We start from the raw sequence: 25409 nt of genomic DNA on the forward strand, positions 1-25409 counted from the left end.
TATGTTCCGCCTCACCGAATACATGCACCAGCTGGTCGATCCGACCCCGGTACGCACCCGCCGTGGGTCCGGCCCTGTCAAACCCGTCGTCATCTGGAATCTGACCCGCCAGTGCAATCTGAAATGCCGCCATTGTTATACCGTGTCGGCAGATGTCAAATTCCCCGGCGAACTGTCCCACGACCAGGCGATGACCACGCTCGAGGATCTGGGAGACTTCAATGTACCGGCCCTCATCCTGTCGGGTGGCGAGCCATTGGACCGCGACGATTGGCACACCATCGCCACCCGCGCACGCAAATTGGTTCGGATGCTGGCCCTGTCGACAAATGGCACAAAGATCCATGGTGAAAACGCCGACAAGATCGCCGACATCGGGTTCAATTATGTGGGTATCTCGCTGGACGGTATTGGCGAGACCAACGATTGGTTCCGCGGTGTCGATGGTGCCTTTGGCGATGCGTTGCGCGGTGTGCGCGAATGCAAAAAACGTGGTATCAAGGTGGGCTTGCGCTTTTGCCTGACCGAAGGCACCAAACATTGCCTGCCTGATCTTCTGAAACTGTGTGATGACGAAGGGGTCGACAAATTTTATCTCTCGCATCTGGTCTATGCCGGGCGCGGCGACAAGAACCGCGGTGAAGACGCCGAACACCAGATGACCCGCTGGGGTCAGGATCTGCTGCTTGAACGCGCCTGGGAGGCGGCATCGGGCGGCAAACAATTGGACATCGTCACCGGCAATAATGACGCCGACGCCGGTTATTTCCTGCAATGGGCCGCCGAGCGGTTTGACGCAGACAAAGTCGCCCATGTGCGCGATCACCTGTCTGCCTGGGGGGGGAACTCCAGCGGATTGGGCGTGGCCAATATCGACAACTTGGGCCGGGTACATCCTGATACCTATTGGTCTGATTACACCGTCGGCAACGTGAAACAGACACCATTTTCCGAACTTTGGACAGGCGACGATCCGATGCTGGCAATGCTGCGCACCCGCCCCCGCCCGCTCAAAGGGCGCTGTGGCGTCTGCAAATTGCAGGACGTGTGCGGAGGCAATACCCGCATTCGTGCCCTGCAGGTGACCGGGGATCCCTGGGCCGAGGACCCGGCCTGCTATCTCGGCGATGACGAGATCGGCGTTGAAGGCAGTGAACGCCTGATCGTGACCCCCTTTCGAGGAAAAAGCCATGACCCGGCGCATAAATTCTTTTGATACGATGGTAGATAGAGCTGCAACACCTGCGCCAGTGGCACGTGAGGGAGCCTCCGGCGGGAGTTTCTTGAGCAAGATGAAAAGAGCAGGTTCCGCTATCACGCTCGGGCTGTTCTTTGTCGCAAACAGCGCCATGGCCGACCCATCAGCGCATTACACCGAGTTCTGCGCTGATTGTCATGGTGCCAACCGTTTGGGCGGTGTCGGGCCAGCCCTGATCCCCCAGACATTGAAACGCATGCGCGGCCCCAAGGTCGAAGCCGTGATCCGGGACGGTCGCGTGGCCACACAGATGCCGGGGTTCTCCGAAAACCTGGATGACGGGGCCGTGGCAGAACTGGCCAACTATCTTAAAACCCCACTGGCCCAGGTCCCGGCCTGGGGCGAAGCCGAGATCATGGCCAGCCGCACCCTGGACGCGGACTATGTCGCCGCGGACGCGCCAGTCTGGTCTTCGGACCCGATGAACATCACGCTGGCCGTGGAAACCGGCGATCATCATGTTTCGGTTCTGGATGGCGATACGTTTGAAGTACTGGACCGCTTTGCCACGCCATTTGCCGTGCATGGGGGCCCCAAGTTTGACCCTACCGGGCGCTATGTTTTCATCATGTCGCGCGATGGATGGGTACAGAAATACGACATCTGGTCCCTGAAGCAGGTGGGCCGCATCCGCGCCGGCCTGAACAGCCGAAATATCGCCATGTCCAGCGATGGTAAATGGGTGGCCATCGCCAACTATCTGCCCAATACGCTCACCATCCTGTCGACCGACGACCTGTCGGTGGCGAAGGTTGTCGAGATCAAGGGAAAAAAGGGCATCCCGAGCCGCGTTTCAGCCGTCTATCAGGCCCCCCCCCGCGAAAGCTTTGTTCTCGCGCTCAAAGACGTGCCCGAGATCTGGGAAGTCTTTTATGGCAAAAACCCACCTCAGTTTGGGTTTGCGCATGATTACCGCATCGAAGGCCCGATCAAGAATCCCGATCCCTTCCCGGTGCGGAAAATCACAACACCGGATTACCTCGACGATTTCTTCTTTGATCAGACCTATGAATACGTCATGGGAGCCAGCCGCGACGGCAAGGGCGGTCAGGTCATCGACTTGGTGATCGGCCACAAGATCGCCGATCTGGATCTGCCCGGCATGCCGCACCTGGGATCTGGCATCACCTGGAAATACGGCGACTCCACCGTCATGGCCACACCGCATCTGACCGATGGTGTGGTATCGGTGATCGACATGAAAACCTGGGAAACCGTCAAACGGATCGAAACCGAAGGCCCCGGTTTTTTCATGCGCAGCCACGAAAAAACCCCTTATGTCTGGGTTGATGTGTTCTTTGGCCCCAACAAGGACGCCATGCATGTGATCGACAAGCAGAGCCTTGAAATCGTCAAGACCCTGCGCCCGGCACCGGGCAAAACCGTGGCCCATGTGGAATTCACCCGCGATGGTTCATACGCTTTGGTGTCGATCTGGGAAGATGACGGTGCGGTGATCATCTATGACGCCACAACCCTGGAAGAGGTCCGCCGCCTGCCGATGCGCAAACCATCCGGGAAATACAACGTCTGGAACAAGATCACCTTTTCCGAAGGAACCAGCCATTGACCAAAAAGAATGACACCTCAGGGCGTTGGCCGGTGTGGAAATTGTCGGTCATGATGTACCCCTTTGCCGCTGGCACCGTGGCGATCAACCTCTACTTCATCGGGTTGATCAGCCATATCAGCGGCTACGCGGCCATCGATCCGATCACAGCGCTGGTTTGGTCCATCCCGCTGGGTGTTCCCGCAGGTTGGCTGTTTGGCCGTTGGGCTCGCGAGCTGATGGATCAGGCGGACGGCCATATCGATTGAGCCCGTCTGTTTCTTTCTGGTTCCAAATACCTCAGGGGGTCCGGGGGACAGCGTCCCCCGTTGCCCAGACTGCAGGCACAGCGCACATCATTCCACAATATCGCCGCGCAGAAACGCATCTGCCTGCGGCCTGCGCGGCCCATCAAAGAAATCCCCAGCCGCGCTGAATTCATGGATCCGCCCATTCAGCACAAAAGCAACCTCGCTGGCCAGCCGCCGTGCCTGCCCCATGTTGTGCGTCGACATGATCAACCGCGTTCCTGCCGCAGCTGCGCCCAGCAAAATCTCTTCGATCTCGCGCGTCGCGCGCCCGTCCAGCGCCGCACAGGGTTCGTCCAGAAACAACACATCCGGTGCCCGGATCAACGCCCGCGCCAGCGCCAGCTTCTGACGCTCTCCCCCTGACAGCATCAGCGCCGAACGGGCCATGGCATACTGCAGACCGACCCGTTCGGCCCACTCTTCGGCCCGGGCGCGGGCCTGTTTTTTGGGGATACCGATCAATTGCAATGGATAGGCAATGTTGTCGCGCACCGAACGGCGCATCATTACCGGGGTCTGAAACACAAACGCTTGTCTCTGCTGGGCCGCGTCTGGAGGGCAATTCCATCGCACTGACCCCGCCGACAAACGGGCAATACCGTGCAGCATCCGCAACAACGTGGTCTTGCCTGCGCCATTGGGCCCGATCACTGCCGTGACCCCCTCTGCTTGGAGAGTCAGATCAACGGGACCGACCAGGACCTTGCCCCGGCGACGCACCACCGCGTCCTTGGCGATCAGGGGAAACAGACCGCTCACCACCGGCCCTCCTGTTCTGTGCGCGTCAACCAATGGATCGCAAGGTTCACCGCAATGGCCATTCCAATCAGGATGAACCCCAGGGCCAGCGCCAGACCAAAATCGCCCTTGCCGGTTTCCAGCGCAATGGCCGTGGTCAGCACCCGGGTCACGTGGTCAATATTGCCGCCCACCACCATGATGGCCCCGACTTCGCCAATGGCGCGGCCAAACCCGGCAAGCGAAGCGGTCAGCAAAGCACGACGCCCATCCCACAACAGCGCCTTGATCCGTTGGAAATAGGTCGTGTGCATGGAGATCAGCAGGTCATGGTAGTCCGACCACAGCTCGCGCAGCGACTGATGGGCGATTGATGCGATCAGCGGAACGATAATGATCACCTGCGCAATGATCATTGCTGTTGGCGTATACAACAACCCCAACACCCCAAACGGGCCCGAGCGGCTGAGAAAGACATAAACCACCAGCCCGACAACGACCGGCGGCAGCCCCATCAGCGCGTTCAGCACGGCAATCGTGGTGCGGCGGAACCGGAACCGGCGCACCGCCAACAATGCACCAAACGGCAAGGCAATAGCTGATGCGATGGCCAGCGCGCTCAGCGTCACCTGAAGGGAACGCAAAGTGATTTCGACCAGATCCGAATCCAGCGATTTCAGCAAAAAGAAAGCCTGGGACACGCCGTCCCACAGATCCAACATCGTCTTTTTGCCCTCGCGCGCGCAAATTTGTTCCGGGTATACTCGGAAAAACCACGTCTGATGCGATCAGGGAAGCCCAAAAACCACCGGGTCGCGGCCCGTCTGCGTCACTTTGGCGGGTCTGGCGGTGTTTTTGCCCCGGAAACCGCCGCTGTCAGGTGTAATTCCGGTTACGCGACATCTTGCCAATGCCGGGGTTCATGGAATTGGTGGGGTCGATGGACTGGTAAAAGTCGGCCAGATCGGGTTTGGCGGCATAGAGATGACCGACATTATGTTCGGCCGGATATTCTGCACCGCGTTTGTCCAGCAGCGCGAGCATCGCAGCCTTGAGCGCCTTGGGATCACAGCCTTTTTTGACGATATAGTCCTGATGCAACACATGGCACATGAAATGGCCGTAATACAGCCTGCCGACCAGCTGATTGGATATCTCGGTTGGCAGATCCTCGAACCAATCGCGGTCATTGCGGCGCAGCGCGATGTCCAGAGCAATGATGTCCTCGACCTGTTTTTTGTGGACAGCCATATAGCGCACCGCCGCACCGGCAGCAGCAAAACGCAACAAACCCGCTATTTTGGCCTCGCGCGCATCGCATTCAAAAAACGCCAATGCGCCCTGCCCGGCCAATTCACTTAGCAAAGTCCGGGCCTCGTCTATGCCGCCATCGCGCATCTTCAGGATCAAATGATGCGGATGCTCCTGACGATATTGGCGCATCCGGCGTGGCAGGATGTCGGGCCACAGCCGAGACACGAACTGCATGAAACGGTCCGTAAACCGGGCCATCCCCGGAATACCGGCCAGCCGCGCATCCATGGCACCCTTCATGGCAAAGAACATCGGCAGCCGGTCTGTGCCCAGCTTGTCGATCATCACCATTGTGTCCTTGCCGTAGGTATCGGAAATGTCGAACACGTCCCGATGCAGGTATTCGGCACTGACCGGCAGGGTCTGAAATCCGGACAGGATGCGACGGCGCAGCTCGCTTAGCGCGCCGGTGTCCCCGGTCCCGATATAGAATGTGCGCTCGTCCTCGTTGACCGGATAGGTGTCCAGCCGAACGGCAAACACCGCCAGCTTCCCCGCACAGCCCGCTGCTTCGTACAGACGCGACTTGTCGGCATTGAACCGCGCCGGGCTGGGTGCATCCACATCGCGCACCCGCTGGGCATAGTCCGACGAAGACGCCTTGCGGTTGTCGGTTTCGATGTCCTGTGGGCCATAGTCGCCCGCCTCCAGCCGAGACAGGATCTCTTCGGGGGTGGTGCCCAGGGTGATACCCAGATGGTTGACCAGTTCCAATGTGCCGTCCGTCGTGATCCTGGCGAACAGGGAAAGTTCGGTATAGGACGGCCCGCGTTCGACCAAAGACCCGCCGGAATTATTGCACACGCCCCCCACGATGGACGCCCCAATACAAGAGGACCCAATCACCGAATGCGGTTGCCGCCCGATGGGGGCCAACAGCTTTTCCAGCGCAAACAGGGTCGAGCCGGGAAAGCCGACAACCTGTTTTCCGTCATTGATCAGCTGCAACTGATCCATCCGCTGTGTGTTGATCAACACCACGTCGCGGTCATAGCGGTCTTTGGGCGTTGATCCTTCGGTCAACCCGGTGTTGGCCGCCTGCATGATCACAATCTTGTCCGCCGCGACACAGGCCTGCAGCACGCGCCATTGCTCCGTGAGTGTGGCAGGCTGAACAACGGCCAGCGCTTCCCCCTCGCCCGAGCGAAAACCCTTGCGAAAACGTAGCGTCTGTTTGGCACCAGTCAGCGTGTGGCGCGACCCCACAATGCTGCGCAGCTGGCGGACAAGATCCTGATCGGTCATGGGCTCTGTCTCCTCTGGCTTAGTAAGCCACTGACGGCAGCCAGGTTGCAAGCGCTGGCCACAGGAACACAAAGGCCAGACCGGTCAGCTGCAGGATCACAAACGGGATGATGCCTTTGTAGATGTCGGTCAACCTGATCTCAGGTGGACAGACGCCCTTGAGATAGAACAGCGCGAACCCCACCGGCGGCGTCAGGAACGACGTCTGTAACGTCACGGCCACCAGGATCACAAACCACACCAGCGCAGGTTCGTCGATGGCACCAAAACCAGGAATATCCAACCCCAACCCGTTCACGATCGGGCGCATCAGCGGCAGCACGATCAAAGTGATTTCAATCCAGTCCAGCACAAACCCCAGAAGGAAGACGATGAACAGGATCATGATCACGGTGCCCGTGGCACCAAACCCAGTGCCACCGATCATATCTTCGATCAACGCATCCCCACCCAATTCACGTAGAACATAGGAGAACACCGTCGCCCCCAGGAAAATGGCAAAGATATAGGCCGTGGTGTTGAACGTCGCCTTGAGCACATTGACCAGTTTGGCCAGCGTCAGCTTGCGATACCCTAGCGCCAGAACCGTCGCGCCCAATGCCCCCACGCCCGAGGCTTCGGTCGGTGTGGTCACACCGGCAAAGATCGACCCCAGAACCGCCAGGATCAGACCCAGCGTCGGCAGCACCGCGATCAACACGTCCTTGACCGCGTTCCAATCCGGGCGTTTCGCACCGGCAGGCACAGGGGCCACATCGCGTTTGATCAGGGCGATAACAAAGATATAGGTCAGATACAGCGCCCCGATGATGATGCCCGGGAATACCGCAGCCATGAACAGATCACCAACGGACAGCGCCATCTGATCCGCCATGATCACCAACATGATCGACGGTGGGATCAGGATACCCAATGTGCCCGAGGCCGATACAACACCGGCTGCCAACGATGGCGAATATTTCTGTTCCATCATCGACGGCAGCGACAGCACGCCCAACAGCACCACGGAGGCACCGATAATGCCGGTCGAGGCGGCCAGAATGATGCCGATCATGGTAACGGTGATCGCCAAACCACCGCGCACCGTGCCAAACAGCCGTTGCATGGATGTCATCAGCCGTTCGGCCACTCCGGATTCATCCAGCATCAGCCCCATGAAAATGAACATCGGCAACGCCACCAGAACCGCATTGGACATGGTGGCATAAACCCGGTTCACCACCGCGCCCAGCGTCAGGTAATCAAGACCGGTCAGCGTCTCTTCCAACCCGGTCCAGTTCATCATGCCGTTGTCGAACAGATAGGCCAGCCCACAATAGGCGACCCCAACACCGGCCAGCGTCCAGGCCACCGGGAACCCGGTGAACAACAACGCGATGAATGTCAGGAACATCGCAATGACCAGCTTTTCCTCGGTGCTGTGCACCAGGAAGGTCAGCGCCACGGCCACCACACCAAAGCCCAGCAGCGCCCAGACGATCAGGCGCAGGCCCTTGCCCTCGCGCTCTTCGGCGAGATTGGTAAACAAGGCGTGGCCATCATGGATCAAGCGCGCCAAAGCTGCCAAAGCCAGCAAGACAAAGCTGATCGGGATCACGGCCTTGAGCGCCCAGCGGGCTGGCAGGCCGGTGGGGCTGCTGGAGCGTTCGTTCACCCGCCAGCTTTCGTAGAAATAGTCATACCCCTGATCAATCATCAGATAGATGAACGGGACAATCAAAGCCAGAATTCCGATCACTTCGATGATCCGCTGTGCGCGACGCGACAGCTGCATATGCAACAGGTCAACACGGACATGGCTGTCCGTGACCAGCGCATAGGAAATGCCGATCATCGTGACCAGCCCGTAGAAATGCCACTGGATTTCGTCCAGCTTGGGATAGTTCTGGTTCAACAGATATCGCATCGACACCTGGGACACGATGGCCGCCACCAGCAGCAAATTGGCCCACATGACGACATTGCCGATGCCTTTGACGGTTTTGTCCAGCGCAACGGCAACGGTCTGCCGGTCCTGATCGTCATGTTCAAGAATGTGTTCGTAAACTTCGATCGGATCGTCCGATGCCCGGTTCTGCGTCCGGTCAAGTCCAGCGTCGCGGGGGTGGGTATTATCGGCCATTTTCTCCTCCTCAGGGTCCTGGCAGTGCGGCTCGTGGGGGGCGAAAACGTGCCCGCGGCAAATTTGGAAAATGTCGAAAATCAGCAAAGGGACAGGGGCAGCCGGGGTGGACTGGCCGCCCCTGTCCGCGGCGCAAGTGAAATTACTTGCGCGGGAGGAAGGCGTTTTCTTTCCACACGGCATACCCGTCGCGGAAGCCATTCATGTCACCCAGAACCTTGGCAAAGAATTCGTTGTTGGCGGCCTCTTCGGCGGCAACGTCGTCCCAGGTGCTGCGGAACGTGGCGAGCATTTCGTCGTTCCACTGTTTGATCTGCACACCGTTGTTTTCAACGTTGTCGATCAGGGCGGCGTGCTGGATCGCTTCGCCTTCGGCAAAGCTGTCAGTCATCGACGCCTTGCAGGCATTTTCGATGATGGCACGGTGCTGTTCGGATGCACCGTTCCAAACGTCCTTGTTCACCAGCAGTTCAAACACGGTCGCCTGCTGGTGCCAGCCGGGGAAGTAGTTGAATTTGACCAGCTTGTGAAAGCCCAGACGCGCGTCGATTGCGGGCATCGAGAATTCAGTGGCGTCAATTGCGCCTTTTTCCAGCGCAGGGAAAATTTCACCACCAGGCAGCAGCGACGTGGCCACGCCCAGTTTCTGCATCACTTTGCCGCCCAGACCAAAGAAGCGCATTTTCAGACCCTGCAGGTCATCGGGGCTGTTGATTTCCTTGGCGAACCAACCCGACGTTTCCGGGGCAATCACGGCACAGGGCAAAACATGCACATTGTACCCGGCCTGATCATACATCTCCTGATACAGGCTCATCCCGTTGCCGTAATACAGCCACGCCATGTATTCGCCCGCCTCGGGGCCAAACGGCACGGCGGAAAACAGCGGTGCGGCCGGGATTTTGCCCGCCCAATATCCGGCAGTGGTATAGCCCGAGTTGATCTTGCCCGAAGACACAGCATCCAGGATTTCAAACGGCGGAACCAGTTTGCCCGGTTCATACACCTTCATTTTTAGTGTGCCACCCGACATCAGATCCAACTGTTCGGCCACCCGCGGAATGGGCGAACCCAGACCCGGCAGCGACGTGGAAAACGCGATCGGGGTTTTCAGCAGCATCTTGTCTGCGGCCATGGCAGCCGGTGCGGTCAACAGCGACGCGGCAACGGCCAATGTGGTCAGGGTCTTTTTCATGTCATCTCCTCCAGAGTGCGTGTCAGCCGTCCCCACGGCCGTCTTGGGCACCACATTGCGTGGTATGCTTGGTAAATATTGTTGACCACGAATTTCGGTCAACAACTTTATTTACCACCAATGTCATTCACTGGATCAAATTCTCGCATATTCTCAGAACGGAAATTTCAGGAAATATTTCCCGATTTTCGGAAGTTTTGTTTTTTAACATAAGATTAGTTCAACCCACTCTCTACGTAGTTCTGGGTATTCCCTGCTTGCAATGCAGCTATGCAGTGGTAAAATAAAAAGACGACCAAAAAATTGTCGCGCGAACCAAAAGGCCCAAAACCGATGACCGACACCAGCCCATTCGACCCCGTCGGACACGAATCAGTGGCCATCGCGGTGGTCGATCAAATCGAATCGATGATCGTTGACGGCATCCTCAAGGAGGGGCGCAAGCTCCCCTCGGAACGGGAACTGTCCGATGCCATGGGCGTGTCCCGCCCCAAATTGCGCGAAGCCCTGCAGATTCTGGAGGAACGCGGGCTGATCCATGTGCGCCATGGCGAAGGCAGCTTTGTCGCGCAGCTGACCGGTCGGGCCATGTCCCCCGCTCTGTTGTCGCTATACGCGCGCCATGGCAATGCGTTCTACGACTATCTCGAATACCGGCGCGAACAAGAAGCCTTTGCCGCCCGCATGGCAGCCGACCGGGCCACACAATCCGACAAGGACCGGATCCGCGAAATCATTCGCGACATGCAGGTGGCCTGGGAACAGGATGATTCAGACGCGAGCCAAGAGGCCGATTTACGCCTGCACGTCGCGGTCGTCGATGCCAGCCAGAACACCACGCTCATCCACATGATGGCTTCGATCTATGATCTGACGCGCCAGGGCGTCTTTTATAACCGTGAATTCCTGCGCACCATGGATGGCACGGGCAAGGCGCTGCTGGATCAGCATATTGAAATTGCCGATGCGATCCTGAATGGAGATCCGGGCCGGGCGGAAACTGCTGCCCGCGTTCATATGGATTTTGTCGAAAACTCATTCCGCAAGGGTCAGGAACAATTGGAACGAGAGGCACGGGCTGCAAAACGGCGTAAACTGTCTTTCTGACCCAACGTCGTACACTGTGATTACAGAAGTATGGCCGCCGGATGCCGCACAGGTGACGCATCTGGGACTGTCGCCACAGGAAAATTTCCGCTACTCGGGTACAACGCCCGTCCCCTGACAGGCCCATTCAATTGTGGAGAGGCCGCCCATGCCGGTACAATACCTGTATCTTTTCATTGCTGTTGCTGCCGAAACCATTGGCACCACGGCCTTGCAGGCCAGCCAACAATTCTCTCGGCTGGGGCCATCGCTGATTGTCATCGTGGCCTATGCGTTTTCGTTCTACATGATGGGTTTGACGCTCAAGCTGATGCCGGTGGGAATTGTTTATGCCATCTGGTCCGGGCTGGGGATTGTCCTGATCGCAGCCATCGGTTTTGTCGTCTTCGGACAAAAGCTGGACCTGCCGGCCGTTCTGGGCATGGTCATGATCGTTCTGGGCATTCTGGTGATACACCTGTTTTCCAACAGTTCGACCCACTAGAGCCCCAAAATCCGCCATTAATGCCGCAAAGATGCATTTTCTCTGGCCTTCACCAGAGCAACGGGCTATGCGCGCGGCAACTCCCTTGAAAAGGCTTTCCACATGGACCTGCGCAATATTGCGATCATCGCTCATGTTGACCACGGAAAAACAACTCTGGTTGACGAACTGCTGAAACAATCCGGTACCTACCGCGAAAACCAGGCCACCACTGAACGGGCCATGGACAGCAACGATCTGGAACGCGAACGCGGCATTACCATTTTCGCCAAACCGACGTCGGTGGAATGGAAAGGCACCCGGATCAATATCGTTGACACCCCCGGCCACGCCGATTTTGGCGGCGAAGTCGAACGTATCCTGTCGATGGTAGACGGTGTTGTTCTGCTGGTGGACGCAGCCGAAGGCCCGATGCCCCAGACCAAATTCGTGACCTCCAAGGCTCTGGCTCTGGGTCTGCGCCCCATCGTGGTCCTGAACAAGGTCGACAAACCCGACGCAGAACCCGATCGTGCGCTGGACGAATGTTTTGACCTGTTTGCCAACCTTGGTGCCAATGATGATCAGCTGGATTTCCCGCATATGTATGCGTCGGGTCGTAATGGCTGGGCTGACGCTGACCTGAATGGTCCGCGCAAGGATTTGCACGCGCTGTTCAACCTGATCGTGAACCATGTTCCCGAACCGCGCCAGATCAAGAAACAGGATGACGATTTCCGCATGCTGGCCACCACATTGGGCAGCGACCCGTTTGTGGGCCGCATCCTGACCGGCCGCGTCGAAAGCGGCAAGCTCAAGGTCGGCGCAACCGTGCAGGCCCTGTCCCGCATCGGCCAAAAGATCGAACAGTTCCGCGTGACCAAAATCCAGGCGTTCCGCGGATTGAGCACCCAGGACATCGAAGAAGCCCAGGCCGGTGACATCGTATCCATTGCCGGCATGTCCAAGGCCACCGTGGCGGACACCATCTGTGCGTTGGCCGTTGACGACGCGCTGGACGCCCAGCCGATTGATCCGCCCACCATCACAGTGACCTTTGGCATCAACGACAGCCCCCTGGCCGGTCGTGACGGCAAAAAGGTTCAGTCCCGCGTCATTCGTGACCGCCTGATGAAAGAGGCCGAATCCAACGTCGCAATCAAAATCACCGACACACCCGGCGGTGACGCGTTTGAAGTTGCCGGTCGCGGCGAATTGCAGATGGGCGTTCTGATCGAAAACATGCGCCGCGAAGGGTTCGAACTGTCGATTTCGCGCCCGCAGGTTCTGTTCCGCGAAGAAAACGGTGTCCGTATGGAGCCAATCGAAGAAGCCACCATTGACGTGGACGACGAATACTCTGGTGCCGTGATCGAAAAGATCACCGGCCACCGCAAGGGCGAGCTGGTCGAAATGAAACCCGCCGGTGCTGGTAAAACCCGCATCATCGCCCACGTGCCGTCGCGCGGCCTGATTGGGTATCACGGTGAATTCCTGACCGATACCCGCGGTACTGGCGTGTTGAACCGCGTATTCCACGGCTGGGCCCCACACAAAGGGTCCATTCCGGGCCGTCGTTCGGGTGTTCTGATCTCGATGGAAAACGGCACATCCGTTGCCTTTGCATTGTGGAACCTCGAAGAGCGCGGCAAGATGATGATCGGTGCCCAGGCCGACGTTTATACCGGTATGATCATCGGCGAACATTCGCGGAACAACGATCTGGAAGTGAACCCGTTGAAAGGCAAGAAGCTGACCAACGTGCGCGCCTCTGGCACCGACGATGCGGTGCGTCTGACCACACCAATGACCCTGTCGCTGGAAGAGGCGATTGCCTATATCAACGACGACGAACTGGTCGAAGTGACGCCCAACAACGTGCGCCTGCGCAAACGCTATCTGGACCCGCATGAACGCAAGCGGATGGCCCGCGCCGACGGCTGATACCGTCTGTCCATCGACAATCCGATAGGCAACGCCCGGGCCCCTCAGGGTCCGGGCGTTTTCGTTGGGCTGTATGCAATCGAAACCTGATATGCATAATGGGGTGTTCAGCAACTTGCTTGATTGGGAACCCCGGTTGAAATCAGTCCGTCTGCGCCTGTTGATCCTTGCTCTGCTGCCATTGGTGGTCCTCTTGCCACTGATGCTGTTGCTGGGTCTGACGCGCTGGACCGCGGAATACGACGACATCCTGATCGCCAATGTCGAAAGCGATCTGCGCATCGCTGAACAATATCTGGGGCAGATCCTGATGCGCACCGGCGCGGATGTCCAAGGGGTGGCGGATTCGGCGGCGTTTCTGGATCAGCTGCACGCCGACCGGGCAGAGTTCGACCAGTTCCTGAAGCAAAAGCAAAACACGCTGGAACTGGACTTTCTCTATTACCTGTCCCCCACGGCCCAACCGGATGCGATCGGCAGATGGCCCGTTGTGCAATCGGCACGAACCGGCAAACTGGCCTCGGAGATCGATCTGTTCTCGCCTCAGGATCTGTCTGCGATCTCGGCGGATCTGGCCCTGCGTGCCCGTGTCCCATTGATTGAAACAGTTGCCGCAGTGCCCACGGATCGCACCATCGAAGAACGCGGCATGGTGGTTCATACGGCCAGCCCGGTTGGTCCGGCAGGCAGCCTGGGCGTTCTGATCGGAGGGATCCTGTTGAACCGGAACCTCGATTTCATCGACACCATCAACTCACTTGTCTATCTGAACGCCGCCACCGGCGGTGACCGTCAGGGCACCGCGACCCTGTTTCTGGACGATGTGCGCGTCTCGACCAATGTGCGCCTGTTTGAAGACGTCCGCGCGTTGGGAACGCGCGTGTCTGCGGTGGTGCGCGGAGCGGTTCTGGACCAGGGCCAGAAATGGTTGAATCGGGCTTTTGTGGTAAATGATTGGTATATCTCGGGCTATCTGCCGATCACCGACAGCTTTGGGGATCGGGTCGGCATGTTGTATGTCGGATTTCTCGAGGCCCCTTTTGTTGCCGTCAAGCGCGAAGCCTATTGGGCGCTTCTGATTGCCGTTCTGGCCCTGTTGGCCCTGTCCGTACCGTTTTTCCTGCGCATGGCCAAAGGCATCTTTTCGCCGCTGGAAAAGATGATCCAAACCATGTCGCGGGTTGAACGTGGCGATCTGGCGGCACGCAATGGCGACATACAGGCCCGAGACGAGATCGGCCATGTCGCTCGCCATCTCGACACATTGCTGGATCAGGTTCAAGAACGCGACCAGGCCCTGCGCGCCTGGGCCGACGAGCTGAACGAACGCGTTGAAAACCGAACAGCAGAGCTGAAACAGGCCAATCAAAAACTGGAAGAGACATTCAAGCAACTGGTGATGTCCGAAAAATTGGCCTCGATCGGAGAAATCACGGCTGGCGTCGCCCATGAAATCAACAACCCTGTCGCCGTCATTCAAGGAAATGTGGACGTGATCCGGCTGACATTGAACGAACGCGCCCGCGACGTCGAAACCGAACTCAACCTGGTGGATCGCCAGGTCCAACGGATTTCGACCATCGTGGACAAGCTGTTGCAATTCGCCCGTCCGACGGAATTTGGCACCTACGAAGAAAGCGTCGATATCGCTTTGGTGGTCAAGGATTGCCTGGTTTTGGTTGAACATGTTCTGTCCCAGACAAATATCATCGTCGAAACCGACCTAAAAAAAGCACCACTGGTCCGGATCAACCCCGGAGAGTTGCAGCAGGTCATCGTTAATCTTTTGGTCAACGCGGCCCAGGCCATGGGAAATGACGGCGTGCTGTCGGTGTCTTTGTCTCAGACAGAAGACAAGGGACAGGCCGGTGCCTGTCTCTGTATTGGCGACACCGGCCCCGGTATTCCGGACGACAATCTCGACAATCTGTTCGACCCGTTTTTCACCACAAAGCCGGCAGAGGGAACGGGGCTCGGCCTGTCGATCAGCCAAACGCTGATCCGACGCGAAGGCGGCCACATCCGCGCCCGCAACCGTGACAGCGGCGGTGCCGCGTTTTCAATCTGGCTGCCCGAAGTGCTGGTGGACTGAACCCGTTATGCGGGGCGTATCACACGTTCCAGGTCGCGCATTTCCGGTCCACAGTCTTGCGTGATACACCCAATCGGCGGGCCGCTTCTGCGCGGTTCCCATTGCATTGATCCAAAATGTGCATGATGTGTCGCTGCATGACCAGGTCCAGGGATTCAACCGCGCGACTGCCGGTGATCTGCCCATCCCCTGAAAACTTGTCCGGAAATTCCCCCAATATTACAGATCGTTCGATCAGGTTCTTCAACTCTCTGACATTCCCCGGCCATTCATACCGGGTGAATTTCATCAGGACTTCTTCGTTCAGTTCCAGTGCCGGCAACCCCAGGGTTCGCGAAAACTGTTGAATGAACAATGACGCCAATTCGACGATATCTTCGGATCGGGTTCTGAGCGGCGGCATATCGACGGTCAACACATTGATCCGATGAAAGAGATCCGCCCGGAATTCCCCCTGCGCGACCACCTTTTCCAAATTCGCGTTGGTCGCGAACAGGAATCTCAGGTTCAACGGAATATCACGTTCCGCACCAACCGGGCGGACCCGGTGATCTTCGAGCACGCGCAACAATGCAGCCTGGACTTGTTCAGGCATCTGCACGATTTCATCCAGAAACAGAGTGCCGCCTTCGGCGTGCAGGAACAGCCCATCACGGCGATTGTCCGAATTATCAATCAAACCGAACAGCTCATGCGCAATGCGATCCGGCGAAATCGTCGCGCAATTGACCGCGACAAACGGTTTACCAGCCCGGTCTGACATCGAATGCAGGGTGCGCGCGGCCACCTCCTTGCCGGTGCCGGTGGCCCCCGTGAACAACACCGGTGTTGGATGAGGGGCGATCCGCTCCAAAAGGTCGCGCACTTCGCAGATAGCAACAGAACTGCCCAACAGGCGCCCGCGCCCCAGGCCCCCTTCCCCTTCCAGTTCATGTTTGAGCAGGTAGTTTTCGCGCCGCAGGTTCTGCCGGTCCAGCGCCCGCGCCGCAGCGTTCAGAATCTGATTGGCGCGAAATGGCTTTAGTACAAAATCGGCCACCCCGGTCTGCACCGCCTTGATTGCGGTTTCCAGGTCGGCATAGGCCGTCATCAGGATGGTTTCGGAAAACAACCCGACAAAGCGCTGTTCATGCAACCAGTCCAACCCTGTCTTGCGCGGCATGATATTGTCGAGGATCACCAGGTCAAAATAGGCCCCGTCCAGCTTGCTGGTGGCTTCGGCTGCAGATGCGGCCTGTTCAACCCGTTTGCAGCGCGGGCTCAGGATCTTGGATAGAAAATTGCGCATCCCTGGTTCGTCATCGACCACCAGAATCGAAGCATTTGCCAGGCTGTCGCCATATTCATTGATCGTTGCGGTTTGCATCTGGTGCCTTAATCCAACCTGACCGCGGTGCCCGAGTGCACATCCTGTGCAGAGAACCCGGCCCTCTCCAATCCAAAATTGGCTGCTATCGCGATTAGAACGATTGCTGCAAAGCTGGTCAACATCGCTTTCATTTGTTCGGTTCCTTGTTATGGGTTCGCGCTTTCAGATAGTCGATCAGATCCTGACGATCGCGGGATCTGGCAATCACCTGCATCGGCATCTTGGACCCCGGGACAAAATGGTCCGGGCCCTGATGGAACAGCTGATCAATTGTGGTTTCATCCCAGACGATTTTCGACCCCGACAAGGTTCTGGAATAGGAATAACCGGGCACGGTTCCGGCCTTGCGCCCCAACACGCCGAACAATGTCGGCCCCGCCTTGCGCGAATTGCTGGGCTCCAGCGCATGACAGATCGAACATTTTCGCATGAACTGACGCTCTCCATTGCTCATCTCTGCGGCGTCCCGCAGGAACGTTCGGTCCTGGCCCTGGGCCGGGTTCAGCTGGTCCATCAGCGCCACGGGCCATGCATAGATCACATCATCCAGCCCCCCGGCATAGACCAGCGCGCCATCGGGAGAAAACGCCAAGGCCCAGACCGGCCCTTGGCGGGTTGCGCGGAAATCGCCCCGGATCTTCCAGTCATCGGTGTTCACGGTCATGATGTAGCCATGCCCGTCCGCAACGGCCAACGCGGCGTTCTGCGGATCATGGGCCATGGCAAGGATCGGTTTCCGGTCCAGCGTAAAATCCGCGATGGCTTCGCCGCTGTGGGCATTCACGATCCGGGTGCCGCCATCCACCGCCCCATAGGCCAACCAATTGCCCGACGGGGACAGGATCAGCGTGTTGACGCCAAACCCGTGTCTCACCAGCGGAAATGGGGCGGATGGCTCTGACATGTCATACCGCAGGACCGCTCCCTTGGTCGTCGCGACATAGATCTGCGCCCCGTCAGGAGAGAACACCACATCATTGATGCCCGCGTCAGGTGGGTAAAGTGCCTCTGGATCCCCCCCAGTCAACGACCACAAGCCGACCGATCCATCCCAGCTGGCCGTGGCGATCAGCGACTGGTCAGGGGACACTGTGACCGCCATCACCTTGCCCTTGTGGCGCCCCAGCAGGTGGCTGGTCTTTCCGTCCCACAATCGCACGGCAAAATCATCTCCCCCGGACACCAACCGCCCGTCGTCCAGAAACGCAACTGTGTTGACAGCCGCGTCATGTCCGTCGAGCCAGACCGGTTTTCGCCCGACCCACAGCCCCACCGAATTGTCAAAGCTGGCCGAAGCCACCTGCCCGTCCCGCGCCACGTCCAGTCCCTTGATTGGGCCACCATGCCCCTTGAGAGTTGTAAAGTCCTGGGCCGCCAGCAGGCCTGGCGCAATCATCAAGGTGACAAGAGATATCAGACCCAGACCAAACCGCATCGGTTATTCCGCCGGAGCGGTCTCGCTGGTGTTGGTCGTGTCCTTGGCACCGGTTTCCTTCATCTCGGCCAGCCAGATCGAATGATGCTGTTCGGCCCAGGCTTCGTCCACCTCACCACTGCCCATGGCGTCATAGGCACCTTCCATCCCGACCGAACCGATATAGATATGGGCCAGAATGATGGCCATCAGCACGAACGCCATGATGGCGTGCCATCCTTGGGCATATTGCATCTCTTCTTGCGGTGACAGTTGCGTCGGCAGCTCTCCGAGCACCGGCAAGGATGTGACCCCCATTCCGTTCAAGGCTGAAAACGTCTTGGCAAACAGCGGCAATTCGTAGGGGAACAACAAAGAGACCCCCGAAACGGCAATAGAGCCGCCAAAAAGGATCACCGACCAGAAGATCAGCTTTTGCCCGGCATTGAACTTTTTCGCCGGAGGATGGCTGTTTCCAATGATCCCGCCGAACTGGCGCAGCCATGTGATGTCTGACCGGCTGGGAATATTGTGCACCACCCACATAACAAAGATCATGACCAGCCCCAGAATAAAGGCCCAGGCCACATTGTTGTGCACCCATTTGGACGCAATCAGCAGCGTTGCGTTAAATTCCTTGCCCATTAAGGGCGCAATGAGGGTTCGGCCAAACAGGGTAAACAGCCCTGTCACTCCCAACAGGATGAACGATCCCGCCAACAGCCAATGCCCAAACCGTTCAATGGTCTTGAACCGGGTCACAGTTCGCCCGGTCGTGTCTCCATCAATCCTGATCCGACCACGCAACAGGAAAAACAGGGCCAACGCGCCAAGCGTGCCGATCAACAGCCAGGCCCCGACCCGGCTCAGCTGACCGCTACGCCAACTCAGCCAACGCATGCCTCCATCCTGCATCAGGACAGTGGCGACCGTGCCCCCGGCGGACACATTGGTCTCTGCCGACCCATAGCGCACGGCGCGCCAGATTTCGGGATCCGAAAGACCGCCCAACGTGCCCAGTTGCGGAACCGGAGCCTGTGCCCGGGACGGATCTCCAGTATTCTCACGGCGGAAACCGTCATCAACAGTCTCGCCGCGTTGACGCGCCAAAATATCTTCAAGAGTTTGAGCGCCACCCGTGGCGCTGCGATCGGGGGTTTCCTGCGACAGTGCTGGCAGGCCAAGCAGGATCGAAAGGGCGAGTGCGAGTGCCACGCGAAGCATGGGCCCACCTCCAATTCTAATTCAGATCATCAGGGGTCTACTGGTGGCCCGAAAACCGGGCCACCGCGTGATGTACAGTGTCAGAGACGGTCAGCCGCCCTTCTGATCATAGGCGGTGCCCCATCCCCAGGCACCCGAGCCAAAGCCACGGGCAACCACGCGTTCGCGGTAGATGGCGGACACAACGTCGCCATCCCCGGCCAACAGCGCCTTGGTCGAACACATCTCGGCGCAAATCGGCAACTTGCCTTCCGCGATCCGGTTGCGTCCATATTTGGCGAACTCGGCGGTCGAATGGGTTTCTTCGGGGCCACCGGCACAGAAGGTGCATTTGTCCATCTTGCCACGGCTGCCAAAATTGCCCGCCTGCGGATATTGCGGCGCGCCAAACGGGCACGCATAGAAACAATAGCCACAGCCGATACACAGGTCCTTGGAGTGCAGGACGACGCCTTCTTCGTTCTGATAGAAGCAGTCGACCGGACACACCGCCATACAGGGCGCATCGGAACAATGCATACAGGCCACCGACAGCGAACGTTCGCCCGGTTTGCCGTCGTTCAGGGTCACCACGCGACGGCGGTTGATGCCCCACGGCACTTCGTGCTCGTTCTTGCAGGCCGTGACGCAGGCGTTGCATTCAATGCAGCGTTCGGCGTCACAGAGGAACTTGGATCTTGCCATTTCTCTTTCTCCTTATGCTGCTGAGATCTTGCAGAGGGTCGTCTTGGACTCCTGCATCTGGGTGACAGAGTCATAACCATAGGTCTGGGCGGTGTTCGAAGATTCCCCCAACACATATGGATCTGCACCGGACGGGTATTTGTCCCGTAGATCCTTGCCCTGGAAATGGCCGCCAAAGTGGAACGGCATAAAGGCCACGCCTTCGCCGACCCGTTCGGTCACCATCGCCATGACTTTGACCTTGCCGCCTTCGGGCCCTTCGACCCAGACCTGTGCGCCGTCCCGCAATCCCAGATTATTGGCGTCCCGCGGATTGATTTCGACAAACATGTCCTGTTGCAATTCGGCCAGCCACGGGTTCGAACGGCTCTCCTCGCCGCCACCCTCGTATTCGACCAGACGGCCGGAGGTGAGAATGATCGGGTAATCCTTGGAGAAATCGTTCTTCTGGATCGAGGCATACATGGTCGGCAGACGATAGAACTTGCGGTCCTCGTATGTCGGGTAATCCTCAACCAGATCACGACGCGGCGTGTACAATGGTTCGCGATGCAGCGGCACCGGATCCGGGAAGGTCCACACCACGGCCCGGGCTTTGGCATTGCCGAAGGGCGCGCATTCGTGCTGAATCGCCACCCGTTGGATGCCGCCGGACAGGTCGGTTTTCCAGTTGGTCTTGGGACCCGCCACCGCGTCGATCGACGCGCGTTCTGCGTCGGTCAGGTCGCTGTCCCACCCCAGATCCATCAGCATCTGCATGGTGAATTCGGGATAACCATCCTGAATGTCCGAATTCGCGGAATAGACGCCTTCGGCCAAAAGGTTGTCCCCATCCCGTTCCACACCAAATCGGGCGCGGAAGGTCAGGCCACCTTCGGACACGGGTTTGGACATGTCATAGAGGTTCGGCGTTCCGGGATGTCCCATTTCAGCCGTGCCCCAGCAAGGCCATGGCAAGCCGTAATAATCCCCATCTGCGGGACCACCAATGGCCTGCAAGGTCGTGCGATCAAAGGTATGCTGGTTCGCCATATGCAGTTTCAGCCGCTCCGGCGATTGCCCGGTATAACCGATGGTCCACAATCCTTTGTTGAATTCGCGGGTTACGCTCTCAACATTGGGGGTGTTTTCATCCTCCATCTCGATATTGCGGAAGAACCGGTCCGCCCAGCCGAACTTGTTGGCGAACAGCCCCATGATCTCGTGGTCGGTTTTGGATTCAAACAACGGATCCACGACCTTGTCGCGCCACTGGAACGACCGGTTTGATGCCGTGACAGACCCCCGAGTTTCGAACTGGGTACAGGCCGGCAGCAGATAGCAGCCATCCGTGCGATCATGCAAAACGGCGGAAACGGTGGGATACGGGTCAACCACGACCAGCATGTCCAATTTTTCCATCGCGGTCTTCATCTCTGGCCCGCGCGTTTGCGAGTTCGGCGCGTGTCCCCAAAGAACCATGGCCCGCACGTTGTTGGGCTGATCCATGTTGTCCTTTTCTTCCAGAACACCATCAATCCAGCGCGACACCGGGATACCGGTCAGATTCTGCAGGCTCTTGTCCTTGCCGTCCTTGTCGACAATCTTGTCGAACTGACCGGCCAGCCATTCGGGGTCTTCCTCCCAGACGCGCGCCCAATGGGCCCAGGCTCCCTTGGACAGGCCATAATACCCTGGCAGGGTGTGGGACAGAACGCCCAGGTCAGTTGCGCCCTGCACATTGTCATGGCCGCGGAAGATGTTGGTACCACCACCGCTGGCACCCATGTTGCCCAGAGCAAGCTGCAGGATGCAATAAGCGCGGGTGTTGTTGTTGCCATTGGTGTGCTGGGTCCCGCCCATACACCAGATCACGGTTCCGGGTCGGTTGTTGGCCATTGTGCGGGCCACACGTTTCAGCTGGGATCCGGGTGTGCCGGTGACACGTTCGACCTCTTCGGGAGTCCATTTGCGGACCTCCTCGCGGATCTGATCCATCCCCCATACGCGCGTACGGATGAACTCTTTGTCCTCCCAGCCGTTTTCGAAGATATGATAGAGAATCCCCCAGACCAGCGCCACATCCGAACCCGGACGGAACCGTACGTATTCGTCGGCATGGGCCGCCGTGCGGGTGAACCGAGGGTCACACACGATCAAGGGCGCGTTGTTCTGTTCCTTGGCCTTGAGCACATGCAACAGCGAAACGGGGTGCGCTTCGGCCGGGTTGCCGCCAATGATGAAAATGGCCTTGGAGTTGTGGATGTCATTGTACGAATTGGTCATCGCACCATAGCCCCAGGTGTTCGCAACACCGGCAACTGTGGTCGAATGACAGATCCGGGCCTGGTGATCCACGTTGTTCGTGCCCCAATAGGCAGCGAATTTGCGGAACAGATAGGCCTGTTCGTTGTTGTGTTTGGCCGAACCCAGCCAATAGACGCTGTCAGGTCCGCTTTCGTCGCGGATCTGCATCATGCCGTCGCCGATCTCGTTGATCGCCTGTTCCCAGCTGATGCGCTTCCATTCCCCGCCTTCTTTCTTCATCGGGTATTTCAGGCGGCGTTCGCCATGGGCGTGCTCGCGTACCGAGGCCCCTTTGGCGCAATGAGCCCCCAGATTGAACGGGCTGTCCCAGCCGGGCTCTTGCCCGATCCAGACACCGTTTTGCACTTCGGCCACGACAGTACAGCCAACCGAACAATGGGTGCAGACCGATTTAATCGCTTCGACGGCCCCGGCAGCAGCGGATGCTGCGTTGGCCTGTGTCACCGTTCCACCGGTGGCGCTGATCGCGGCCAGGCCCCCAATGGCCAGTCCGCTGCCACGCAAAAACGCGCGGCGGTCGACGGATTTTTCCGCAACCTCAGACAGGATACTTGTCCGCTGGGGGCGTCTCGCAACCCCGTTGGTCTTTTTCCTAAGCATATTTTCCTCCCTCGCAGCCCAAGTGTGGGCCTGGCTAGGTTAACGAAAACCGCAGGCAGTCGGGCGTCACGCAACCAGTCGCCTTTGGTCAAATGACAATGTCCGCTTCAGAAGCGGGCGCTGTCGTAATAGGCGCGGGTATGCGCTGTATCCTGCATCTTTTCCGATGACAGGTCGGGGTCTGCGGCCTCGGCCGTCGTTCCCGTCGTCGCAACCGCGACGGCGGCAACCGGCGCTGTGGTCGCAGCCAGTTTCAGAAAATCGCGGCGGCTTTGCGCCTCCTCGTTTTTCTTTGCCATGTGAGAGTCCTCCCCTCTGGTTACAGGCGGTTTCCCGCCTCTTCATGCGGATTACTCCGCGCTCATCCGGAAGCCTTCAGTCTCGATCTCCAGGAACGCACGTCCAACGCTGCCGACGGCCGCGTAAAAGACCGAGTTCTGCGCCGCTTCCAAATCTGAAAAGAAATGCCCCGCCCAGGGCGCGACATGACGGTTAAAGAAGACCTTTTGGTCTGCCATGTCCGACACGGTACCAAACCGACCGACAATCAGCGCACCCATCATTTCCATGAGCGACGCGATATTGTCTTCGGGTTCATAGACATTCTCTGCGCGCGACATGCCGCGCACCATCATGTCACGACGCAAGGCCGCCAGTGGTTTTTCGTTCAGGAACCCGGTGAGGTAATAGCTGGCATAGGGCAACAATTCGCCCCGTCCCAATCCAATGAACAGCTTGTTGAACTCACTGTTGACCTGTTTGGGTTTGCTCAACTGGGCGATCTTGGCCAGCGTATTTATCGCCCCCCCCAACGGGCTGTCATCCCCGCTCAGACCCGCGCTTTGGGCCAACAGCATTTCATCCGGAGGACCAGCCAGCAGCAACCCCAGGAAATTGTACAGATCCGCCCGCAGGCGATCTTCGGGTTGCACGTCGGCGGGCTGTTGCGCCGGGATCTGTTCTGCTGATGCAGACATCTGGGTCTCCTTGCTCATATGTCTTGCCCGTCATCTTTGAAAGAAAACCGCATACGCCGGGGCAACATTGGCGCGGCCTCCGTGTCGACGGCAGTCGCAACAGCAGGCGGGGACGCCATAACTGGGACAACAAGGGCAGCGTGCGGGTCTATCTCGGGTGCATCCCGGTCCTGGGTCTGGTCCAAGGGAAGGGTCGCCGGCCCGGCCACGGATGCGAGGTCCGATTGGATCTCTTCCTGGTTCTCGTCGCCGATGTCTTCCTGGATCTCTTCGTCGCTGTCTGTGTCTTGCGCCGGTTGGTCATGGGCGGCTTCTGCAGCCTCTTCCTGTGCCTGACGGACCAATTCATCGACATGGGCCTTCATGCCCTTGCCAACCTGATAGGCCGTCTGGATGATCTCTGGCACCATGGCAGCGTCGGTAAAATCCTCGCCGTAATCGACCAGCCCATCAACATTAGCCAATACCGGGTTCGTCATCCACAACCGGCGCAGGGCACGTTTGCGCAGATAGCCCGGAACCTTGTCAGTCAGGAAAACCTTGAAATCATCGCCTGCACCCAGTGTGTCGGGATCCGGCAACCCCAGGTCCTGCAGAACGTCTGCTTCGGGGCGAGCGGCCAATTCGGCGTCGCGCTCGGCGGTCTCTGCTTCGATCAATGCCCGCTCCGAAGCCTGTGCTTCGGCGGCGACGGCGGCCCGGCGGCGGGACCAGAAATCATCGCGCGTCATTGCAAGCGCTCCTTCTTGGCCGATACGGGCGACCGATAGACATCTACCAGCTGCTTGATCCGGGGGTCCCCCACCCCGTCCTCGACGCGGGTGACGTCCTTCTTGTCACGTTTGCGTTTCTTGAAGACCTCTTCGGTGTGGTATCTGGTCACAAAATCGCGCACCCACGCTTTTACCACCTCCGGCATCACGATCTTTTCCACGACGTCCTCGCCGCTGTCGCAATAGTCCTGCGCCTCATAGGGCGACGCGGTGACCAGAACCACATCAAAGGGGCGCTGGTCGTCCTCGGTCGCGCGCATCACCACATAAAGACAGGGCAATTGCGCGTGCAGCCCGTGCAGATAGGATTCGGTGTCCGCCCCATGCAGTTCCATGGTGTGTGTCGCTGCATGAAATTCGCTGACATCGCCATCCTGGCGCAACAGGACCCAATCCGCCGACCCGGCCCCCGGCAGCGCTGCAACCGCCCGCCACGACCAGCGCGCCCACTGGGTCACCCCCGGGCTACGCCGTAACACGACACCGATTTGCATAGTTTCATATTTTTCAGGGTGGCGGATCACACGCAGCGGAGCCTTTGTTGTTTGCCTTAAAAAAGTGCCCCAACCCACGGCATCGACCAAGCCTGATCTCGCTCTCCAGTCAGCTAAGCCAGCTTTGCGGACAATTTGGGCAACCCAGAATACCACTGCATACCCGCAGGGACTAAATGTCTAATCCGACTAAAAGAATTGGGTAATTCCACACACCAACGATGGACCC

Annotated in this window: 21 protein-coding genes; 7 read left to right on the top strand and 14 right to left on the bottom strand. The window is 58.5% G+C overall.

All coding sequences use genetic code 11. The features are described from left to right. Nucleotide 1 precedes the first annotated feature (1 nt). The 3 genes from nirJ to K3727_12970 all read left to right on the top strand — a co-directional run bounded on the left by nirJ (nucleotide 2) and on the right by K3727_12970 (nucleotide 3076). A complete protein-coding gene (gene nirJ, locus K3727_12960) occupies nucleotides 2-1216 on the top strand; it encodes a heme d1 biosynthesis radical SAM protein NirJ (protein ID UWQ89728.1) in 1215 nt (404 codons plus the stop codon). 76 nt (nucleotides 1217-1292) lie between these two features. Further along, the gene (locus K3727_12965) at nucleotides 1293-2828 is read left to right on the top strand and encodes a nitrite reductase (GenBank protein ID UWQ89729.1); all 1536 of its coding nucleotides are present in this window, start codon (nucleotides 1293-1295) and stop codon (nucleotides 2826-2828) included. A 50-nt stretch (nucleotides 2829-2878) separates the two neighbouring features. Further along, nucleotides 2879-3076 (top strand): hypothetical protein, encoded by a 198-nt coding sequence (locus K3727_12970; GenBank protein ID UWQ93365.1) that lies wholly within the window; start codon nucleotides 2879-2881, stop codon nucleotides 3074-3076. Between the two features lie 87 nt (nucleotides 3077-3163). Here K3727_12970 and K3727_12975 read toward each other — a convergent pair whose 3' ends face one another. The 5 genes from K3727_12975 to dctP form a co-directional block, all read right to left on the bottom strand. After that, nucleotides 3164-3877 carry an ATP-binding cassette domain-containing protein gene (locus K3727_12975; protein ID UWQ89730.1) on the bottom strand — a complete coding sequence of 238 codons (714 nt, stop codon included), beginning with the start codon at nucleotides 3875-3877 and terminating at the stop codon, nucleotides 3164-3166. After that, nucleotides 3874-4578 carry an ABC transporter permease gene (locus K3727_12980; protein ID UWQ89731.1) on the bottom strand — a complete coding sequence of 235 codons (705 nt, stop codon included), beginning with the start codon at nucleotides 4576-4578 and terminating at the stop codon, nucleotides 3874-3876. The genes K3727_12975 and K3727_12980 overlap by 4 nt, the downstream gene beginning before the upstream one ends. A gap of 154 nt (nucleotides 4579-4732) precedes the next feature. Next, nucleotides 4733-6415, bottom strand: coding sequence for a D-lactate dehydrogenase (dld, locus tag K3727_12985; GenBank protein UWQ89732.1), 1683 nt, complete (start codon nucleotides 6413-6415; stop codon nucleotides 4733-4735). A 19-nt stretch (nucleotides 6416-6434) separates the two neighbouring features. After that, nucleotides 6435-8537, bottom strand: a complete 2103-nt coding sequence (locus K3727_12990) for a TRAP transporter large permease subunit (GenBank protein UWQ89733.1) — start codon at nucleotides 8535-8537, stop codon at nucleotides 6435-6437. 142 nt (nucleotides 8538-8679) lie between these two features. After that, nucleotides 8680-9732 carry a TRAP transporter substrate-binding protein DctP gene (gene dctP, locus K3727_12995; protein UWQ89734.1) on the bottom strand — a complete coding sequence of 351 codons (1053 nt, stop codon included), beginning with the start codon at nucleotides 9730-9732 and terminating at the stop codon, nucleotides 8680-8682. Between the two features lie 333 nt (nucleotides 9733-10065). Between dctP and K3727_13000 the strand changes: the two genes are divergently transcribed. The 4 genes from K3727_13000 (at nucleotide 10066) to K3727_13015 (ending at nucleotide 15338) form a co-directional block, all read left to right on the top strand. Beyond that, complete coding sequence (locus K3727_13000) at nucleotides 10066-10839, top strand: FadR family transcriptional regulator (protein ID UWQ89735.1); 774 nt, start codon at nucleotides 10066-10068, stop codon at nucleotides 10837-10839. 148 nt (nucleotides 10840-10987) lie between these two features. Beyond that, nucleotides 10988-11323 (top strand): QacE family quaternary ammonium compound efflux SMR transporter, encoded by a 336-nt coding sequence (locus K3727_13005; GenBank protein ID UWQ89736.1) that lies wholly within the window; start codon nucleotides 10988-10990, stop codon nucleotides 11321-11323. Between the two features lie 102 nt (nucleotides 11324-11425). Then, nucleotides 11426-13246, top strand: coding sequence for a translational GTPase TypA (typA, locus tag K3727_13010; GenBank protein UWQ89737.1), 1821 nt, complete (start codon nucleotides 11426-11428; stop codon nucleotides 13244-13246). A 136-nt stretch (nucleotides 13247-13382) separates the two neighbouring features. Beyond that, nucleotides 13383-15338, top strand: coding sequence for a cache domain-containing protein (locus K3727_13015; GenBank protein ID UWQ89738.1), 1956 nt, complete (start codon nucleotides 13383-13385; stop codon nucleotides 15336-15338). 19 nt (nucleotides 15339-15357) lie between these two features. Here the strand turns inward: K3727_13015 and K3727_13020 are convergent, their stop codons facing one another. From K3727_13020 to K3727_13060, 9 genes are all read right to left on the bottom strand, one after another. Next, entirely contained in the window at nucleotides 15358-16704 is a 1347-nt protein-coding gene (locus tag K3727_13020) for a sigma-54 dependent transcriptional regulator (GenBank protein UWQ89739.1), read from the bottom strand. A 130-nt stretch (nucleotides 16705-16834) separates the two neighbouring features. Then, nucleotides 16835-18142: a cytochrome C gene (locus K3727_13025; protein UWQ89740.1), complete on the bottom strand. Its 1308-nt coding sequence runs from the start codon at nucleotides 18140-18142 to the stop codon at nucleotides 16835-16837. 3 nt (nucleotides 18143-18145) lie between these two features. Then, the gene (locus K3727_13030) at nucleotides 18146-19345 is read right to left on the bottom strand and encodes a formate dehydrogenase subunit gamma (GenBank protein UWQ89741.1); all 1200 of its coding nucleotides are present in this window, start codon (nucleotides 19343-19345) and stop codon (nucleotides 18146-18148) included. Between the two features lie 90 nt (nucleotides 19346-19435). After that, entirely contained in the window at nucleotides 19436-20029 is a 594-nt protein-coding gene (gene fdh3B / locus K3727_13035) for a formate dehydrogenase FDH3 subunit beta (protein ID UWQ89742.1), read from the bottom strand. Between the two features lie 12 nt (nucleotides 20030-20041). Beyond that, nucleotides 20042-22936, bottom strand: coding sequence for a formate dehydrogenase subunit alpha (locus K3727_13040; GenBank protein ID UWQ89743.1), 2895 nt, complete (start codon nucleotides 22934-22936; stop codon nucleotides 20042-20044). Nucleotides 22937-23043: 107 nt separating this feature from the next. Next, nucleotides 23044-23235 (bottom strand): twin-arginine translocation pathway signal protein, encoded by a 192-nt coding sequence (locus tag K3727_13045; protein UWQ89744.1) that lies wholly within the window; start codon nucleotides 23233-23235, stop codon nucleotides 23044-23046. A 51-nt stretch (nucleotides 23236-23286) separates the two neighbouring features. Then, entirely contained in the window at nucleotides 23287-23931 is a 645-nt protein-coding gene (locus K3727_13050; protein ID UWQ89745.1) for a molecular chaperone TorD family protein, read from the bottom strand. Beyond that, nucleotides 23928-24644: a DUF3306 domain-containing protein gene (locus K3727_13055; protein UWQ89746.1), complete on the bottom strand. Its 717-nt coding sequence runs from the start codon at nucleotides 24642-24644 to the stop codon at nucleotides 23928-23930. The genes K3727_13050 and K3727_13055 overlap by 4 nt, the downstream gene beginning before the upstream one ends. After that, entirely contained in the window at nucleotides 24641-25180 is a 540-nt protein-coding gene (locus K3727_13060; GenBank protein ID UWQ89747.1) for a DUF3305 domain-containing protein, read from the bottom strand. The genes K3727_13055 and K3727_13060 overlap by 4 nt, the downstream gene beginning before the upstream one ends. Between the last annotated feature and the right edge of the window lie 229 nt (nucleotides 25181-25409).

This window comes from Rhodobacteraceae bacterium M382, assembly GCA_025141015.1.
GTDB classification, from domain to species: domain Bacteria; phylum Pseudomonadota; class Alphaproteobacteria; order Rhodobacterales; family Rhodobacteraceae; genus Aliisedimentitalea; species Aliisedimentitalea scapharcae.

Excerpts from the sequence above, each read along its gene's own strand:
- K3727_13050 (UWQ89745.1), bottom strand. The coding sequence starts at position 23,931 with ATGAGCAAGGAGACCCAGATGTCTGCATCAGCAGAACAGATCCCGGCG.
- K3727_13000 (UWQ89735.1), top strand. The coding sequence starts at position 10,066 with ATGACCGACACCAGCCCATTCGACCCCGTCGGACACGAATCAGTGGCC.
- K3727_13045 (UWQ89744.1), bottom strand. The coding sequence starts at position 23,235 with ATGGCAAAGAAAAACGAGGAGGCGCAAAGCCGCCGCGATTTTCTGAAA.
- nirJ (UWQ89728.1), top strand. The coding sequence starts at position 2 with ATGTTCCGCCTCACCGAATACATGCACCAGCTGGTCGATCCGACCCCG.
- dld (UWQ89732.1), bottom strand. The coding sequence starts at position 6,415 with ATGACCGATCAGGATCTTGTCCGCCAGCTGCGCAGCATTGTGGGGTCG.
- K3727_12990 (UWQ89733.1), bottom strand. The coding sequence starts at position 8,537 with ATGGCCGATAATACCCACCCCCGCGACGCTGGACTTGACCGGACGCAG.
- typA (UWQ89737.1), top strand. The coding sequence starts at position 11,426 with ATGGACCTGCGCAATATTGCGATCATCGCTCATGTTGACCACGGAAAA.
- K3727_13005 (UWQ89736.1), top strand. The coding sequence starts at position 10,988 with ATGCCGGTACAATACCTGTATCTTTTCATTGCTGTTGCTGCCGAAACC.
- K3727_12970 (UWQ93365.1), top strand. The coding sequence starts at position 2,879 with ATGATGTACCCCTTTGCCGCTGGCACCGTGGCGATCAACCTCTACTTC.
- K3727_13055 (UWQ89746.1), bottom strand. The coding sequence starts at position 24,644 with ATGACGCGCGATGATTTCTGGTCCCGCCGCCGGGCCGCCGTCGCCGCC.
- K3727_13020 (UWQ89739.1), bottom strand. The coding sequence starts at position 16,704 with ATGCAAACCGCAACGATCAATGAATATGGCGACAGCCTGGCAAATGCT.
- K3727_13025 (UWQ89740.1), bottom strand. The coding sequence starts at position 18,142 with ATGCGGTTTGGTCTGGGTCTGATATCTCTTGTCACCTTGATGATTGCG.
- fdh3B (UWQ89742.1), bottom strand. The coding sequence starts at position 20,029 with ATGGCAAGATCCAAGTTCCTCTGTGACGCCGAACGCTGCATTGAATGC.
- K3727_13030 (UWQ89741.1), bottom strand. The coding sequence starts at position 19,345 with ATGCTTCGCGTGGCACTCGCACTCGCCCTTTCGATCCTGCTTGGCCTG.
- K3727_12980 (UWQ89731.1), bottom strand. The coding sequence starts at position 4,578 with ATGTTGGATCTGTGGGACGGCGTGTCCCAGGCTTTCTTTTTGCTGAAA.
- dctP (UWQ89734.1), bottom strand. The coding sequence starts at position 9,732 with ATGAAAAAGACCCTGACCACATTGGCCGTTGCCGCGTCGCTGTTGACC.
- K3727_13040 (UWQ89743.1), bottom strand. The coding sequence starts at position 22,936 with ATGCTTAGGAAAAAGACCAACGGGGTTGCGAGACGCCCCCAGCGGACA.
- K3727_12965 (UWQ89729.1), top strand. The coding sequence starts at position 1,293 with ATGAAAAGAGCAGGTTCCGCTATCACGCTCGGGCTGTTCTTTGTCGCA.
- K3727_13060 (UWQ89747.1), bottom strand. The coding sequence starts at position 25,180 with ATGCAAATCGGTGTCGTGTTACGGCGTAGCCCGGGGGTGACCCAGTGG.